At 62.8% G+C, this 16,340-nt stretch carries 15 protein-coding genes; 7 read left to right on the top strand and 8 right to left on the bottom strand.

From position 1 onward, the window contains the following. From FKV68_RS26875 to FKV68_RS26890, 4 genes are read right to left on the bottom strand one after another with little or no spacing between them, the layout of a single operon-like run. Positions 1 to 1,017 carry a Gfo/Idh/MocA family protein gene (locus FKV68_RS26875; RefSeq protein WP_180943561.1) on the bottom strand — a complete coding sequence of 339 codons (1,017 nt, stop codon included), beginning with the start codon at positions 1,015 to 1,017 and terminating at the stop codon, positions 1 to 3. 22 nt (positions 1,018 to 1,039) lie between these two features. After that, the gene (locus FKV68_RS26880) at positions 1,040 to 1,927 is read right to left on the bottom strand and encodes a carbohydrate ABC transporter permease (protein WP_180943562.1); all 888 of its coding nucleotides are present in this window, start codon (positions 1,925 to 1,927) and stop codon (positions 1,040 to 1,042) included. After that, positions 1,920 to 2,876: a carbohydrate ABC transporter permease gene (locus FKV68_RS26885; RefSeq protein ID WP_180943563.1), complete on the bottom strand. Its 957-nt coding sequence runs from the start codon at positions 2,874 to 2,876 to the stop codon at positions 1,920 to 1,922. Before FKV68_RS26885 ends, FKV68_RS26880 begins: the two co-directional genes overlap by 8 nt. Before the next feature lie 5 nt (positions 2,877 to 2,881). Beyond that, positions 2,882 to 4,168 (bottom strand): ABC transporter substrate-binding protein, encoded by a 1,287-nt coding sequence (locus tag FKV68_RS26890; RefSeq protein ID WP_180943564.1) that lies wholly within the window; start codon positions 4,166 to 4,168, stop codon positions 2,882 to 2,884. A gap of 211 nt (positions 4,169 to 4,379) precedes the next feature. Between FKV68_RS26890 and FKV68_RS26895 the strand changes: the two genes are divergently transcribed. The 7 genes from FKV68_RS26895 to FKV68_RS26925 all read left to right on the top strand — a co-directional run bounded on the left by FKV68_RS26895 (position 4,380) and on the right by FKV68_RS26925 (position 11,662). Beyond that, on the top strand, positions 4,380 to 5,057 hold the full coding sequence (locus tag FKV68_RS26895) for a TetR/AcrR family transcriptional regulator (protein WP_180943565.1): 678 nt from the start codon (positions 4,380 to 4,382) through the stop codon (positions 5,055 to 5,057). 122 nt (positions 5,058 to 5,179) lie between these two features. Then, positions 5,180 to 6,328: a Gfo/Idh/MocA family protein gene (locus FKV68_RS26900; protein WP_180943566.1), complete on the top strand. Its 1,149-nt coding sequence runs from the start codon at positions 5,180 to 5,182 to the stop codon at positions 6,326 to 6,328. A gap of 3 nt (positions 6,329 to 6,331) precedes the next feature. Then, positions 6,332 to 7,495 carry a dihydrodipicolinate synthase family protein gene (locus tag FKV68_RS26905; RefSeq protein ID WP_180943567.1) on the top strand — a complete coding sequence of 388 codons (1,164 nt, stop codon included), beginning with the start codon at positions 6,332 to 6,334 and terminating at the stop codon, positions 7,493 to 7,495. A 7-nt stretch (positions 7,496 to 7,502) separates the two neighbouring features. Next, the gene (locus FKV68_RS26910) at positions 7,503 to 8,921 is read left to right on the top strand and encodes an enolase C-terminal domain-like protein (RefSeq protein ID WP_180943568.1); all 1,419 of its coding nucleotides are present in this window, start codon (positions 7,503 to 7,505) and stop codon (positions 8,919 to 8,921) included. A gap of 74 nt (positions 8,922 to 8,995) precedes the next feature. Then, positions 8,996 to 9,820 carry a sugar phosphate isomerase/epimerase family protein gene (locus FKV68_RS26915; protein ID WP_180943569.1) on the top strand — a complete coding sequence of 275 codons (825 nt, stop codon included), beginning with the start codon at positions 8,996 to 8,998 and terminating at the stop codon, positions 9,818 to 9,820. Between the two features lie 166 nt (positions 9,821 to 9,986). Beyond that, entirely contained in the window at positions 9,987 to 11,294 is a 1,308-nt protein-coding gene (locus FKV68_RS26920) for a Gfo/Idh/MocA family protein (RefSeq protein WP_180943570.1), read from the top strand. A 221-nt stretch (positions 11,295 to 11,515) separates the two neighbouring features. Further along, the gene (locus FKV68_RS26925; RefSeq protein ID WP_128370480.1) at positions 11,516 to 11,662 is read left to right on the top strand and encodes a DUF1127 domain-containing protein; all 147 of its coding nucleotides are present in this window, start codon (positions 11,516 to 11,518) and stop codon (positions 11,660 to 11,662) included. A gap of 135 nt (positions 11,663 to 11,797) precedes the next feature. Here FKV68_RS26925 and FKV68_RS26930 read toward each other — a convergent pair whose 3' ends face one another. From FKV68_RS26930 to FKV68_RS26945, 4 genes are all read right to left on the bottom strand, one after another. Next, positions 11,798 to 12,676 carry an aldose 1-epimerase gene (locus tag FKV68_RS26930; RefSeq protein WP_180943571.1) on the bottom strand — a complete coding sequence of 293 codons (879 nt, stop codon included), beginning with the start codon at positions 12,674 to 12,676 and terminating at the stop codon, positions 11,798 to 11,800. Between the two features lie 6 nt (positions 12,677 to 12,682). After that, positions 12,683 to 13,633, bottom strand: coding sequence for an L-arabinose ABC transporter permease AraH (gene araH / locus FKV68_RS26935; protein WP_180943572.1), 951 nt, complete (start codon positions 13,631 to 13,633; stop codon positions 12,683 to 12,685). 2 nt (positions 13,634 to 13,635) lie between these two features. Further along, on the bottom strand, positions 13,636 to 15,162 hold the full coding sequence (gene araG, locus FKV68_RS26940; RefSeq protein ID WP_180943573.1) for an L-arabinose ABC transporter ATP-binding protein AraG: 1,527 nt from the start codon (positions 15,160 to 15,162) through the stop codon (positions 13,636 to 13,638). 71 nt (positions 15,163 to 15,233) lie between these two features. Continuing rightward, entirely contained in the window at positions 15,234 to 16,217 is a 984-nt protein-coding gene (locus tag FKV68_RS26945) for an arabinose ABC transporter substrate-binding protein (protein WP_180943574.1), read from the bottom strand. Positions 16,218 to 16,340 lie beyond the last annotated feature (123 nt).

The following is a 16,340-nucleotide window of genomic DNA, read 5'->3' on the forward strand; positions in this document are numbered from 1 at the left end:
TCAGTTCTTTTCCTGGTTACGTTCGGCGATCACTTGCGCTGAAAGGGCAAGCTCCATGGCCTTGAAGCAGCGTTCCTGCGGCATGGCGGTTTCGGTTCTGTCGCGGATGTCGGCGACGAACTGACGGCCGAAGGGAAGGTCGACGTCCGAGCAATCGATGTGGTCGACGCCGCTGCGATCGGCAAGAAACAGGTGGTTGCCTCCAGTGCGTCCGGAAAGGTCGACCGTCTTGCGCACCTCGATCGTGCCGGTCGTACCGACGATGAAGAGTCGGCCGTCGCCCCAGGTCGGCATGCCGTCGGGGGTAAGCCAGTTGACATGGATCATGCCAGTGGCCCGTCCCGTCGAAAGATGGATGTTGCCCGTATCCTGCAGTTCCGGGCTGTCGGGAACGCTCCGGTTGTCGACGCTCGCCGAGAGAATGGTGGCATCGCTGGCGCCGGCGAAGAAGAGGAACTGCTCGCACTGGTGCGAGGCGATGTCGGTCAGGATGCCGCCGTATTCCGAGCGGCGGAAGAACCAGCCGGGGCGGCTTTCCTTACGCAGTCGGTGGGGCCCGAGGCCAACCATGTGGACGACCTCGCCGATGGCGCCGGCGGCGACCAGCTCGCCGGCTTTCACCGTTGCCGGGCTTTCGAAATGCTCTGAATAGAGGATCGAGAAGATGTGTCCCGTTTCGGCCTGGACCCGCCGCACCTTGGCGAGTTGGTCGAGGCTCGTCATCCCCGGCTTGTCGACGAGCACGTCCTTGCCGTGGCGCATGGCGCGGATCGCCAGCTCTGCCCGCTCGGACGAGATCGCGGCCGAGGTGACAAGGCCGATGCGCTCGTCTTCGAGGATCTGCTCGAGTGTCGCGATACGCGGCACATCCTTGTAGACGGCCGAGAACTCCGCGGCCAGCGCCTCGTCCTCTTCGTGGAAGCCGACGAGGCGGGCGCCGGCTCTGAGAAGACAATTGACCTGGCCGTAGATGTGGTTGTGGTTGAGCCCGACCGCGGCAAAACGCAATTCGTCCATGGGTAAACTCCAGCTCCTTCTATTAGCGCTTCATGCCGGTGGTGGCGATGCCCTCGATCAGAAGGCGCTGGAAGAACAGGAAGAAGAAGAACACGGGCACGAGGGACAGCGTCGACATGGCGAAGAGACCGCCCCAGTCGGAGGTGCTGCTCGAGTCGACGAAGGTCCGGAGGCCCAGCTGGATCGTGTAGGTGTTCATGTCGTTCAGGTAGATCAGTGGTCCGAAGAAATCGTCCCAGGTCCAGATGAAGGAAAAGATCGCGGCCGTTGCGAGCACCGGCAGGGAGAGCGGCAGCATGATCTTCCAGTAGATGCGCCAGGGACCGCAGCCATCCATCATCGCCGCCTCGTCGAGCTCGCGCGGAATGCCGCGGAAGAACTGGACCATCAGGAAGATGAAGAAGGCGTCGCTCGCCAGGAATTTCGGCACCACAAGCGGCAGGAACGTGTTCACCCAGCCGAGATTGAGGAAGAGCACATATTGGGGAATGAGCGTCACGTGATAGGGGATCATCAGCGTCCCCAGCATGATCGCGAACCAGAAATTGCGTCCGGCGAAGCGAAGACGCGCGAAGGCGTAGGCCGCGAGCGAACAGGCGACGACGTTGCCGATCACGGTCAGCACGGCCACGACGAGTGAATTCCAGAAGAAGCGGCCGAAGCTGACGTCGAGGCCGAACCAACCGCGCAAATAGGAAGCGACATCGATCGACGACGGCCAGAGCGAGGTCGAGGCGAAGATCTCATCCTCTGGCCTGACCGACGCGGAAATCATCCACAGCAGCGGGTAGAGCATCGCGATTGACGCGGCGATCAGGCCGGCGTGGACGAGAACCGACCCCAAGGGGCCGCGGCGGCCGAGTGGTGCCGATGGTGGGGCGGTTACGGAGCTCATGATCGCGTCAGTCATCGTAATGCACCCAGTAGCGAGAGGTCAGGAAGGAAAAGGCGGTGAAGAGCGCGATGATCAGCACCAGGATCCAGGCCAGGGCCGAGGCATAGCCCATGCGGAAATTGCCGAAGGCTTCCTGATAGAGATAGAGCGTATAGAAGAGCGTCGAGTTGATCGGTCCGCCGGTGCCGCCGGAAATGATGAAGGCCGGGGTAAAGGCCTTGAAGGCATCGATGGTCTGCACGACCGCATTGAAGAAGATAACCGGAGTGAGCAGCGGCAGCGTGATCTTGTAGAACTGCCGGAACTTCGACGCGCCGTCGAGGCTTGCGGCCTCATACATATCGGTGGGGATCTGGCGAAGACCGGCAAGGAAGATGATCATCGGCGAGCCGAACTGCCACACGCTCAAGACGACGAGCGTCCAGATCGCGTAGTTCGGATGCGAGATCCAGCTCGGACCCTCGATGCCGAACTGGGCAAGCAGGCTGTTGATGAGGCCGTCGCCGGCAAAGAGCTGCCGCCAGAGCACGGCGATCGCGACGCTGCCGCCGAGTAGCGAAGGCAGATAGAAGATCGCGCGATAAAAGGTGAGACCCCTGACGCCGCGATCGAGGAGGATGGCAACAAGCAGCGCGAAGCTGAGCTTGAAGGGTACCGAAAGCACGACATAGAGGAAAGTCACGCGCATCGCGGCAGCGAATTTCGGATCGGCTGTCGCGATGCGGACGTAATTGGCGGTCCCGACCCATTCCGGCGCGCGGATCAGGTCGAAGCTCGTGAAGGAGAGATAGAGCGAGGCGATCGCAGGCCCGAGCGTCAGGCCGAAGAAGCCGATGAGCCACGGCAACAGGAACATGTAGCCGGCTCCGTGCTTCGCCCAGGTGGAGGCCCATCGGCCCTGTGCGGCGGGGCGCCCCTTGGCGCCCGCACCGACGACGACAGCGGTATCCTGCACGGCCGCCATCTCCCTTAGCCTCGCGAAAGGATCTGCGTGACCTCGTTCACCAGCGTCTCGCCGCCCTGCTTCGCGTCGAGCTGGCCGAAGGCCACCTGCTCGGCGACCCTGCGCAGAGCCAGCTCCGCCTCGCCGGCGCCCGATGGCGGCGGCGGCGGCAGATCGCCGGCGAGCGCTCCGAGCCCGGAGACATATTCGAGTGCTGCCCGCCCGAGGTCATCGAGCGACGGCGCGAGCGCCTCGCGCACGGAGGCCGACTCCGGTACGCCGCGTTCGACGCCGAGGATCTTGGCCGCTTCCGGATCCTTGACGAAGAAGTTGACATATTTTGCGCCGAGTTCCGGATCGCTCGTCTTGGCGGATACCGAGAAGAACATCGATGGCTTGCGGTAATGGCCGCCCTTGGCATCCTTGCTGATAAGCGCATGGCTGCTCAGCACGATCTTGTCTTTGTTGATCGCCTGGTAGCCGACGAGCTGGTTGGAATGGGCATAGGACGTCGCCGCCTTTCCGAGCGACAACGGGCTTGTCTCGATATTGAACTGATCGAGCGCCTGTATGTCTGCCGGCACGCAGGCCTTGTCCTCGCGCATCTTCTGCCACATGGCAAACCACTCGGCCCCGTCGTTCGCGTCATAGGCAATCTTGCCGTCCGCGGTGAAGAGGGCCTTGCCGCGCTGGCGGAGCCAGTTCTCAAGGAGCGGCTCCACGCCGCTGCCGTCCGAAAGGCCGTAATAGCCCTTGCGCTTGCCGGCTTTGGTGATCTCGAGACCCATACGGGCGAGTTCGTCCCAGGTGGTGGCCGGCGTCGGCAGGTCGACGCCGGCTTCCTCGAAGGCGACCGTGTTGACCATCATCGCCGTCGAGTTGGCGCCGAGGCTGATGCCGTAGAGCTTGCCATCGACGCTGCCGCCCTTGATCTGCACCTGGTCGAAATCCTCGACCTTGAGCACCGAGCCGAGATAGCTGTCGAGCGGCGCGAGTGCGCCGCGCCGGGCATATTCGACGATATAGCGGTAGTCCATCTGGATGACGTCGGGCGCGTTGCCCCCTGCGACCTGGGTCGCAAGGCGCGGCCAGTAGTCGCTCCAGCCGAGGAATTCGCCGTTGATGGCGAGCCCGGGATTGGCCGTCTTGAAAAGCTCGCTGACCTTGTTGGTGCGGTCGGCGCGGGTCTGCGAACCCCACCAGAGCAGGCGCAGCCGCGCCTCCTCGGAAAAGGCGCGCGGCGCGAAAGCCGCATATGAAAGAAGTGCTGCTCCTCCTGCAAGCACACTGCGTCTGCTGATGCGATGCGTCATTTGTTCCTCCTCCCTCGGGAGCGCCTCCACAACGCTCCGTGTCATCGTCGTCTTGTTGAGTCCTCTTGCAATAAATAACTAATTGGTTACAAACTATGGGCAAGCAAAGATCGTGTCAAGCAGTTGTGTGAAGTGCTGTCATTATCTTGTAAAGTTTCTTTACGATGTCGCATCGAATGCCGCCGAAGGCAAGAGGTGCCGGAGGTGATGCATGGAGAAGCCGCAAGCGGGCGCGAGAGGAAGGAATGGAAACGGCGGGCGTGCTGAACGTTCCGCGCAGCGCGATCCCGAGCGGACGCGCGCATCCATCCTCGCGGCCGCCACGCAGGAATTCGCTGAGAACGGCATGGGTGGGGCGCGGGTCGATGCCATCGCCGAACGGGCCGGCATCAACAAGCGCATGCTCTATCATTACTTCGGCGACAAGGAGCAGCTCTACCTCGCCGTCCTGGAAGAGGCCTATATCGGCATAAGAACTGCGGAAAAATCCATCAATCTCAGCGACTTGGAGCCGGAGCAGGGTATTGCCGAGCTGGCGATGTTCACGTGGAGATACTTCCTGGAGCACCCGGAGTTCCTCAGTCTCCTCGGCACCGAGAACCTCCATCGCGCCCGCTGGCTCCGGCAATCGACCCGTCTCAAGGAGCTGCATTCGCAGCTCATGGGCAAGCTGGCCGAGCTGCTCGACCGGGGTCGCGCAAAGGGCCTTTTTCGCGAGGATGTCGACCCGTTGCACCTCTATCTGACGATGGCTGCACTCGGCTATTTCTATCTCTCGAACCAGTACACGCTCTCGACAATCTTCGGCCGCGATCTCGCCGAACGACCCAATCTCGAGGGTTGGGAGCGTCACATCGTTCATGTGACTTTGGCCTCGATCAGGCGCTGAATCGCTAACATGTCGTTTTTTTTGTTGACAAGTGTGCTTTTTGTCTGCCACAAAGTAACCGTTTAGTTACTGGCTTGGGAGGGCTGGTCCGCTCCCACGAGGCCTGGCAGGGAGGAGACCGTATGCCACGTTTGGGGATCATATTGCACGGCGTCACCGGGCGGATGGGCTACAACCAGCACCTGGTGCGCTCGATACTGGCCATTCGCGATCAGGGCGGGATCGTGCTCAAGTCGGGCGAGCGGCTGGAGATCGACCCGATCATCGTCGGCCGCAACCGAGACAAGATGGAGCAACTGGCGAAGCGTCACAACATCGCTCGCTGGTCGACCGACCTCGACGCGGCGCTTGCCGATCCAAACGACCAGATCTTTTTCGACGCCGGCACGACGCTGATGCGTGCCGAACTCATCGGCAGGGCGCTGGACGCCGGCAAGCACGTCTACTGCGAAAAACCGGTCTCCGACGACTTGCGAACGGCGGTGAAGCTGGCGCGAAAGGCGCGCGCCTCTGGGCTCAAGCATGGCGTCGTCCAGGACAAGCTGTTCCTGCCCGGACTCCGCAAGCTGGCTCTCCTCAGGGACTCCGGGTTCTTCGGAAAGATCCTCTCGGTGCGTGGCGAGTTCGGTTACTGGGTCTTTGAAGGCGACTGGGGCGTGCCCGCTCAGCGCCCCTCCTGGAATTATCGCAAGGGCGACGGCGGTGGCATCATTCTCGACATGCTCTGCCACTGGCGCTACGTGATGGACAACCTTTTCGGCGAAGTCCGCGCCGTCTCCTGCCTCGGCGCCACCCATATTCCAAGCCGCGTCGACGAACAGGGCCGGACCTATGACTGCGACACGGACGATGCGGCCTATGCGACCTTCGAGCTAGAAGGCGGCATCATCGCGCAGATCAATTCCTCCTGGACCGTGCGCGTGCGCCGCGACGATCTCGTGACCTTCCAGGTCGACGGAACGCACGGCTCCGCCGTCGCGGGCTTGACGAAATGCTGGACCCAGCACCGCGTCAACACGCCGAAGCCGGTCTGGAACCCGGACCAGCCACAGACCATCGATTTCTACAAGACCTGGGACGAGGTGCCGGACACGCAGGTCTTCGACAATGGCTTCAAGGCGCAATGGGAAATGTTCCTGCGCCATGTCGCCGAGGACGGTCCCTGGCCCTATGGGCTAGAAGCCGGCGCCAAGGGGGTGCAGCTTGCCGAGCTGGGACTGAAATCCTGGGCCGAGCGCCGCTGGCTCGATGTGCCGGAACTGGAGTTCTGAGCCATGACCAGCATCGATCTCCCTCTTGAAGGCCAGCTCGCCCGTTACGAGCTAACCGGTCGGCCAGTACCCTTGCAAAAGCGTGCACCGGCCGATTTCCCGAGAGTTGCTTTTGCAGCGGCGCATGTGGTCGCCGATCCGCTTGTCGACAATGATCCTTGGCTGACGCCGGCGATCGACTGGGAACGGACGCTCGCATTTCGCCACCGCCTCTGGGATCTTGGCCTCGGCGTCGCCGAAGCGATGGATACGGCTCAGCGCGGTATGGGCCTCGGCTGGCCGGAAGCACGCGAACTCATCGGCCGCGCGCTGGCCGAGGCGCGCGGGCGCTCCGGCGCGCTGATTGCCTGCGGCGCCGGCACAGATCATCTGGCGCCGGGCCCAGACGTCACGATCGACGATATTCTCAAGGCCTATGAGAGCCAGATCGAGACGATCGAAGCCGAAAACGGCCGCATCATCCTTATGGCGAGCCGGGCGCTCGCGGCGGCGGCGAAAGGGCCGGGGGACTATATCCGCGTCTACGATCGCATTCTTTCGCAGGTAAAGGAGCCGGTGATCATCCATTGGCTCGGCGAGATGTTCGATCCGGCGCTCGAAGGCTATTGGGGCAATGCCGATCACATCGCGGCGATGAATACCTGCCTCGCAGTCATCGAAGCGCATGCCGAAAAGGTCGATGGCATCAAGATTTCGCTACTCTCGAAGGAAAAAGAAATCGCGATGCGCCGCCGGCTGACGAAGGGCGTGCGCATGTATACCGGCGACGACTTCAACTATGCCGAGCTCATCGCCGGCGATGAAAAAGGGCACTCGGACGCGCTGCTCGGCATTTTCGATGCGATCGCGCCGGTGGCGTCAGCGGCACTTGAGGCGCTCGGCGAAGGGCGCAACGGCGAATTCTTCGAGCTCCTGGAGCCGACCGTGCCGCTGTCGCGCCACATTTTCAAGGCGCCGACACGCTTCTACAAGACCGGAGTCGTCTTCCTTGCCTATCTGAACGGCCTGCAGGATCATTTCGTGATGATCGGCGGGCAGCAGAGCGCGCGTTCGCTTGCCCATCTCGCCGAGCTCTTCCGTCTGGCGGACAGGGCCGGCGCTCTTGCCGATCCGGAACTGGCCGTCTCGCGCATGCGGCGCGTTCTCGCCGTCCACGGCATCAACTGAGGCCGCCATGACCGAGGCTCCCGTCGTCAGGCTCATCGAGGCGGACATTTTCGAGCGGCAGGTTGGCTTCCGCTTCCCATTCCGATTCGGGCGGGCGCGCGTCGAAAGCGCGCCGCAGGCCTTTGTCCGGGTGAGGATCGCGGACGCAAGCGGCCATGAGGCCACCGGCTGGTCGGCCGAAATGATGATGCCGAAATGGTTCGACAAGAACCCGGCACTTTCGCCCGACGACAATGTCGCGCAGCTTCGCGCGTCGCTGCATCTGGCGATTGCGGGGTTGCGGGCGGCCGGCACAAGGACACCCTTCGGGCTGCATGCCGCTGCCGAGGCCGATCATCACCAGGCGGCTGCGGGCCGAGGCCTCCCGCCGCTGGTGGCGTCTTACGGCTTGGCGCTCATGGATCGCGCCATCATCGATGCCGTGTGCCGGATGAAAGGCGTAAGTGCAGCCGACTCCGTCCGCCAAGACCTGCTCGGTATCACCAACGCCACCGCGCCGGACCTTGCGGGCTTCGATCTCGCAGACTTTCTCTCACGACTGGAGCCGTCGCCGCGGCTCGCGGCTCGCCATACGGTCGGGCTCGCCGATACGTTGACAGCCGCTGATCTCGCGCCGAAGCAGCGGGTCGAGGATAGTCTGCCGCAGACGCTCGAAGAGGTGATCGCTGCCTACGGCCACCGCTATTTCAAGATCAAGGTTTCCGGACGCCCCGCAGAGGACCTGGAGCGCCTGATAGCGATCGCCGCGGTGCTTGATCTCACGGCCGACCGCTATCAGGTGACGCTCGACGGCAACGAGCAGTTCGAAAATGTCGACGCGGTTGCCGATCTTCTCGACCGGATCGAGAAGGAGCCGCGCCTCGCGCGGCTGCGCCGGTCCATACTTTTCTTCGAGCAGCCGATCGCGCGCGCCGAGGCGCTGTCGAAATCGGTCGCCGGCCTTGCGCAGCGCATGCCACTCGAAATCGATGAGTCTGACGGCGATATCGGCGCATTCCCGCGGGCACGCGAACTCGGCTATGCCGGTATCTCCGCAAAATCCTGCAAGGGTTTCTACCGGGCGCTGATCAACCGTGCGCGCGTCGAGAAGTGGAACGGCGAGGCGGGTTCGTCGCGCTATTTCATATCCGCGGAGGACCTGACGACGCAATCGGGCTTGGCGCTGCAGCAGGACCTCGTTCTGGCGGCGCTCGTCGGCGCCGGCCATGTCGAGCGCAACGGTCATCATTACGTCGACGGCATGGCGCGGGCCCCGATGGGCGAGCAGGCGTCCTATCTGGCCGACCATGGCGATCTTTATGACGGGGCGTCCGGACGGGCGCGGCTCGCCATCAAGGGGGGCGAGCTCACTTTTGAAACTGCCTTGAAAGCGATCGGCCTCGGCTCGTCGGTCGAGCCGGACTGGACGTCGATGACGGCGAGCTAGTGCATGTCGCCCAAGAGTGTGCAGCGATTTTGGGACAACGACATGCACAAAACGAAATCTGGGAGGAGTACATCATGCAGGTCGAGGGGCTCTCCATCAATCTGGCGACGATCCGCGAGCAATGCGGCTTTGCGGAGGCCGTGGATCTCTGCCTGAAACACGGCATCACGGCGATCGCTCCCTGGCGGGATCAGGTGGCGGCGGTCGGGCTCGATGAGGCGGTCCGCATCGTCAAGTCCAACGGATTGAGGCTGACCGGCCTCTGCCGCGGCGGTTTCTTCCCGGCGGCAGACGCAGGGGGCCGCGAGAAGGCCATCGACGACAACAGGCGCGCGATCGATGAGGCGGCCGCGCTTGGCGCCGACTGCCTGGTGCTGGTCGTCGGCGGCCTGCCTGGAGGGTCGAAGAATATCGATGCGGCCCGCCGGATGGTCGAGGACGGCATCGCCACGGTGCTGCGCCATGCGCGCGCGGCCGGCGTTCCACTTGCGATCGAACCCCTGCATCCGATGTATGCCGCCGACCGGGCCTGCGTGAACACGCTCGGCCAGGCACTCGACATGTGCGAGGCGCTCGGCGCCGGCGTTGGCGTCGCGATCGACGTCTATCACGTCTGGTGGGATCCGGATCTCGCCAACCAGATCGCGCGGGCCGGGGAAATGAAGGCGATCCTCGCACATCACATCTGCGACTGGCTGGTCCCGACCAGGGACATGCTGTCCGATCGCGGCATGATGGGCGACGGCGTCATCGATTTGAAGGGGATCCGGCGCCGGATCGAGGCCGCCGGTTTTCACGGGGCGCAGGAGGTCGAGATCTTCTCGGCCGAGAATTGGTGGAAGCGCCCGGCCGACGAGGTGATCGCCACCTGCGTGGAACGCTATCGCAGCTGCTGCTGAGATGGGTTGCTCGATCATGCATCTTACAAGCTGATGACACAAACCGGCGGGAAATACCTTGACGTTGCCGGAATTCAGCCACTAGCATGTATGTTGAATTTACATGTTGTACTAGCCATTGCCGCCAGTCGCGCGGCTTCATTCCAGACAGGATTGCGTGAGGAAGATGGAAAACAAACGTCGTTTTGCGCTGGTCGGTACCGGCAACCGCGGCACCACGATGTGGGGCAAGGATCTGCTCGCCGGTTGGCGCGGCCAGGTGGATCTCGTCGCCATAGCCGACACGAATGCGCTCAGAGCCGAACGCGCCCGCACGATGATCGCCACCAACGCGCCGATCTACGGCAATGTCGACACCATGCTTGCCGAAGCGCGACCCGATCTCGTGATCGTCTGCACGCCGGACAGCACGCATGACGACATCGTTGTCCGCGCGCTCGAGGCCGGTGCCGATGTCATCACCGAAAAGCCGATGTCGACGACGGTCGAAAAGATCCGCCGCATTCTGGATGCCGAGAAGCGCACGGGCCGGCGGGTGGACGTGTCCTTCAACTACCGCTTCGCGCCGACCGCCGCGCGCATCAAGGAACTGTTGAATTCCGGCGAGATCGGCCGCATCACCTCCGTCGACTTTCATTGGTATCTCGATACCAGGCACGGCGCCGACTATTTCCGTCGCTGGCACGCCTATACGGAACGGTCAGGCAGCCTCTTCGTGCACAAGGCAACCCACCATTTCGACCTGTTGAACTGGTATCTCGACAGCGATCCGGATGCGGTCACGGCCTTTGCCGACCTGCAGATGTACGGGCGCAAGGGACCCTTCCGCGGGCCGCGCTGCAAACTCTGTCCTCACAAGAATGAGTGCGATTTCTACCTGGATCTCGAAGCCGATCCGTTCCTTGAGGCGCTCTATGAAGACCCCTCGGAGATTGACGGCTACTTCCGCGACGGCTGTGTCTTCCGCGAGGACATCGATATTCCCGATACGATGGTCGCGAACATACACTACCGGAACAATGTCCACGTCTCCTATTCGCTGAACACCTTCCAGCCGATCGAAGGCCACCACATCGCGTTCAACGGAACGAAGGGCAGGATTGAGCTTCGCCAGTACGAGGACCAGCCGTGGGAGATGCCGGAGGAAGATGTCATCCTGCTGATACGCAATTTTCCGAAAGGTCGCCCAGGGGTGGAACGTATCGCGGTGCAGCATTCGCCCGGCGGGCACTATGGCGGCGACGACCGCTTGCGGAACATGCTTTTCAAGCCAGACGCGAAGGACTCGCTGGGGCAGCGGGCAGGCGCCCGCGCCGGCGCGATGTCGGTCCTCTGCGGTGTCGCGGCACTGCAGAGTTCGCGCACGGGCAAGCTGGTCCGGCTTGCCGACCTGATGCCGGAGCTCTTCGAGGACGAGTTCTGCTCCCTTTCCCGGTCCGCGGCGCAAATCTCGGCCTCTGCGGGCCGGCAATAAGTTCGCCCTCTCCCGTAGCCGCAAGGCCAGCCTGAAGTCCCGCCCCTTGCTCGCTGGAGGGCTCTCCATCACCGCGCGCATCCATGCATTTGACGCATGGGTGCGCTGATGTATGAGCGCTGCAATCCCCCGAGGTTCCGCATTATATGTTGCGCATCGAAGCAAACGAGGCGCCACGGACTGGCAGCCGGGCTTCGAAAGCCCATGAAAGGGGGATCAAAATGAACGTAGCACGCTCTTTTAACAACTGGCGCAAGTATCGTCAGACGGTCGCCGAACTGGGCCGCATGTCGACCCGCGAACTCAACGACCTCGGCATCAACCGCGGCGATATCCATCGCGTCGCCCGCGCTGCTGTCGGCCGCTAAAGGCTCGTTCGACGGGCACGCCACGTCGGTAGTGATGTAGATCTGTCCAAGCGCCTGCACCTCCCAGCGGGCGCTTTTCTTTTGCGCTCGTGTTGGGGGCCGGTCGCCCGCTTCCGACTTAGCTAACGCTTGCGGTCAGTGGGCTAATCGAAACCGGATGGTGCCTGCAAGACTTTGCCCGGGATGCAACGCAACGAGGCCACCGTCTTCGTTCGGCATGTTGTGCGCATTGGGCAGATGCGTCATCGGCTCGAAGCAGAAGAAGTCTGCATCCGCATCCGGCGAATAGATCATAAAGCACCCGAATGGCCCTTGGGTTTCAAGCCTTAAGGCAAGCTGATGTTCGGGCCATTCGATCGCAGCCTCTCCGTCCCAGCCGTCATAGGCATTGTTCATCCAGCGCGCGGGGAGCGTATTAGCCTCGGTGAAATCAAGCGTGCGGGCAATCGGGCCGGGAGCGTCGGGCAGGTGTCCGGTCCTCTCACCCCAGATGCGTTTTGCCTTCGCCTTGAGCCGGGTCTCGGCCGTGCGCGGAAAGAAGGGGTGATGTCCCAACCCAAAGGGCAACGTACGAGGCGACATGTTCGTGACCGCCAGCGAAAGAACCAGCGTACTGCCATCCAGCCAGACTTCCTCTACGGCCTCATAGGCATAGGGGCTCCCCGCCCGCTCGGCGTGCACGTAGGAAAGTCTGGCCTGTTCTCCGCTGTGCGATTTCACCTCCCATTCGCTGAGCCAGCCATCCCCATGCAGGCAGAATGGATCGGCCGGTGTATTCGGTTCGAGGAAGAAGCGCTCGCCATCGAAGGTGAAACTGTTGCCCTCGATCCTGTTGCCGAACGGCACAAGCGGGAAACTCGCCTCGGCGCCGAAGCGTTGCGAGGCGACCCCGGCCGTGGTCGCAGGCTTCAGGAAAGGGATCCCGCGCCAGGTGGCAGCGAGGAGCGAGCCGCCGAAGCGGCTCAGCTCGACCGAGAGCTCGTCGTTCTTGAGATGCAGGACATCGTTCGGCATTGCCGATCAGACGCGCTGTCTGCCCGCGACCGAGCGCAGATTGTCGAGCAGCACCGCCAACAGCAGGATCAGGCCGCGCACCACGTATTGATAAAAGGCCTGGATGTTGAGCAGGTTCATGACGTTCTCGGCGATGCCCATGATCAAGACGCCGACGATGACGCCGGTCATGGCCGCGCGGCCGCCGGCGAGCGAGACTCCGCCGAGCACGCAGGCCGAGATGACGGAAAGCTCCAGCCCCGTCGCGGCATTCGGCTGGCCGGAGGTGATGCGCGACGCAAGCAACACGCCCGCAACGGCGCAGACGATGCCTTGCAGTGCGAAGATCCAGATGCGCATGCGGGCGACGTCGACGCCGGCAAGCCGCGAGGCCTCCGGATTGCCGCCGATCGCCAGCGTATTCTTGCCAAACACGGTCCGGTTCAGCACGAAGCCGAAGACGATGAAGAACAGGCCCATGACCCAGATCGGCGTCGGGATGCCGAGGAAGCGCGACAGCGCGAGCTGGTAGAAACCGGGGTCGTTGATGCCGACTGCCCGGCCGTCCGAGGCGATCAGCGCGAAACCGCGGACGATCTGCATGGTGGCAAGCGTGGTGATCAGCGCATTAATGCGAAAACGCGCAATGACGACGCCGTTGATGGTGCCGACGACGGCGCCGCAAAGGACGGCTGCCAGCAGCCCGACGAGGATCGAGCCCGAGACGTTCGAGGCCATGACCGCCACCATCCCGGAAAATGCCACCGTCGAGCCGACGGAAAGGTCGAAATCGCGCGAGGCGAGGCAGAACATCATCGTGCAGGCGATGATGCCGATGGTGACAACGGACTGCAGCAGGCCGAGCATGTTGCGTTCGCTGAGAAAATTCGGAACCGTCAACGACACGATGGCAAAGGCGACCGCGAAAATGACGACGAGGCCCTGTTCGCCGAGAAGGATTTTTTTCAAGGAGGTCATCGTCACTGTACCTGTGTGAAGGGAATGTCTTTGCTGTTCTTGATGTCGGGAAGGGCTGCCGCGAGGATCCGCCGCTCGTCGAATTCTGCGCGCGGCAAGTCGGCCGCCAGCCGACCCTCGCACATCACGATGATGCGATCCGTAATGCCCATCACCTCCGGCAGTTCGCTGGAGATGACGACGATCGCCATGCCCTGCTCGGCAAGCCCGTAGAGGATCTCGTAGATCTCGGATTTCGCGCCGACGTCGATGCCGCGCGTAGGCTCGTCGATGATGAGAACCTTGATGCCTTCCTCGGACAGCCAGCGGCCGAGAATGACCTTTTGCTGGTTGCCGCCCGAGAGGTTGACGATGTCCTGGCGACGCGATGGCGTTCGCACGCGAAGCTTGGCGATGAACTTTTCGGCGAGCTCGCTTTCCTTCTTCGGGTTGATGATGCCGAAGGGAGAAAAGTGGCGGCGCGAGGAGATCGTCATATTCTCCTCGATCGACCGGCCCTGGACGATGCCGTCGAACTTGCGGTCCTCCGGGCAGAGAACGATGCCGGCCCGGATCGACTTGGGCGGGCTGTCTGCGGGCACGGCCGCGCCGTCGACCGAGACGCTGCCCTGGCTGCGCGTATCGGCTCCATAGACGAGCCGCGCCATCTCGCTGCGACCGGCGCCGATCAGGCCGAAGAAGCCGACGATCTCGCCGCGCCTGACCGAGAAGCTCAACGGGACTCTTAGTTTTGGTCCCGCGATGTTTTCGATCCGCAGCCGTTCGGCGCCGAAGCTGCGTCCCCGCCAGCCCCAGATGTTGGCGATTTCGCGCCCGACCATCTCGGAAATGATCTGGTCGCGCGTCACCTCGGAAATGTCGGGATGATGTGCGGCGAGCTTGCCGTCGCGCAGCACCGTGAGACTGTCGCAAAGCCGGAAGATCTCGTCGAGCCGATGCGAGACGTAAAGAATGACGGTGCCCTTCGCGCGCAGGCGGTCGATGAGGGCGAAGAGAATTTCGCTTTCGCGCGAGGACAGCGACGAGGTAGGCTCGTCGAGAGCGATCACGCGCGCGTCGACCATCACCGCCTTGGCGATCTCGACCATCTGGCGCTCGCCGATCGAAAGGGATGCAACCTTGGTGGTTGGGTCGACGTCGATGCCGATCTCGGCAAGCTTCTCCGAGACGACGCCGATGAGTTTCCGCCGGTCGATCACGCCGCCCTTGCCGGGGAAATGGCCGAGCCAAAGGTTTTCGGCGACCGTCAGCTCCGGCACGAGCTGCAGCTCCTGGTGAATGACGATGACCCCCGCGTGGAAGGCGTCGCGCACGGAGCGGTAGTGCTGCACCTCTCCGTCGATGCGGATCTCGCCGTGGTCGGCGGATTGGTCGCCGGAGAGGACGCGGATCAGCGTCGACTTGCCGGCGCCGTTTTCCCCCATCAGCCCGTGGACCGCGCCCTTGCGAACAGCAAAGGAAACATCCCGCAGCGCCTGGACGCCGGGGTAACCCTTGGAAATCGATCGGAATTCGAGGAAATCTTGCATGCGTTGCTCCGAAGCGGAATGCCCGGCGGGGCTGCAGCGCAGGCCGCCGGGCTCGGTGGCGTCCGAAACGGTCACTCGATGCCGAGTTCCTTGCGGACGGCTTCGTAGTTGTCGCGAAGCGCCAGCTGGCCGGCGGTCAGGATCAGCTTTTCCGGCTCCTTGTCGTTGGCAATCCAGTCGTACATGTTGAGCGCGGTTTCGTAGCCGTGACGCTTCGGCGAGATGATGACGGTGCCGAAGAAGCCGGTGGCAGCAGGCTTCTTGAACTCGTTGATCGCCGACTCCGCGCCGCCAATGCCGACGCCGATCACGCTGTCGGCGGCAATGCCGACGGATTCGGTCGCGCGCACGGCCCCGAGTACCGCTTCGTCATTGAGACCGACAGCGACCCATTTCTTGATGCCGGCGTTCTTGTTGAGCACGATCGTCGAGGCGTTGAGGGCGGCCTCCGTATCGGTCTTGGCCTGCGGCGCATCGAAGATGTTAGCTTCCGGGAAACCGTTGGCCTTGAGAACGGAAAGGGCGCCTTCGACGCGGTCGACGGCGGTCGGGAGCTGGTCGTAGGAGACACGGATCGCGCCGACTTCCTTCATGTCCCAGCCGCGTTTCTTGATTTCGTCGACAATCGCCTGGCCGACGGCCTCGCCGATCTTCGTGGCCGAGATCCCCATGTGCGGAACGTCTTCGATCGGGCTGCCGTCGGCGTTGACCAAGCGGTCGTCGACGGTCATCAGCTTGAGATCATTGGCGGCAGCCTTTGCGACGATGCCCGGGCCGAGCTTGACGTCAGGCGTGCAGACGATGAAGCCCTGCGCGCCCTGGGCCCCGAGATTGTCGATGGCCGACTGGACCTTCTCGCCGTCTTCCGCGCCAATCTTGACCAGCGTGAAGCCTTTTTCCTTGGCGGCGGCGTCCGCAAATTTCCATTCGTCCTGGAACCACGGCTCCTCGGGCTGCTTGACGATGAAGCCGATCTTGACGTCGGCGGCGAATGCGGAAGTGGCGGCGAATACCGCAACGGTACCGGCCAGAATGGCTGCCTTGATGAAGCGCATGATGTGTCTCCCTGGTGAACTGCCTCCTGCAGTTGGCATTTGTGTATGATGAATCATCATATTCGTCAATTGCCATTGTATGATGAATGCGATAGTGATGTATAACGATAAACGCGTGCGCTT

The organism is Sinorhizobium mexicanum (assembly GCF_013488225.1).
Taxonomy (GTDB): Bacteria; Pseudomonadota; Alphaproteobacteria; order Rhizobiales; family Rhizobiaceae; genus Sinorhizobium; species Sinorhizobium mexicanum.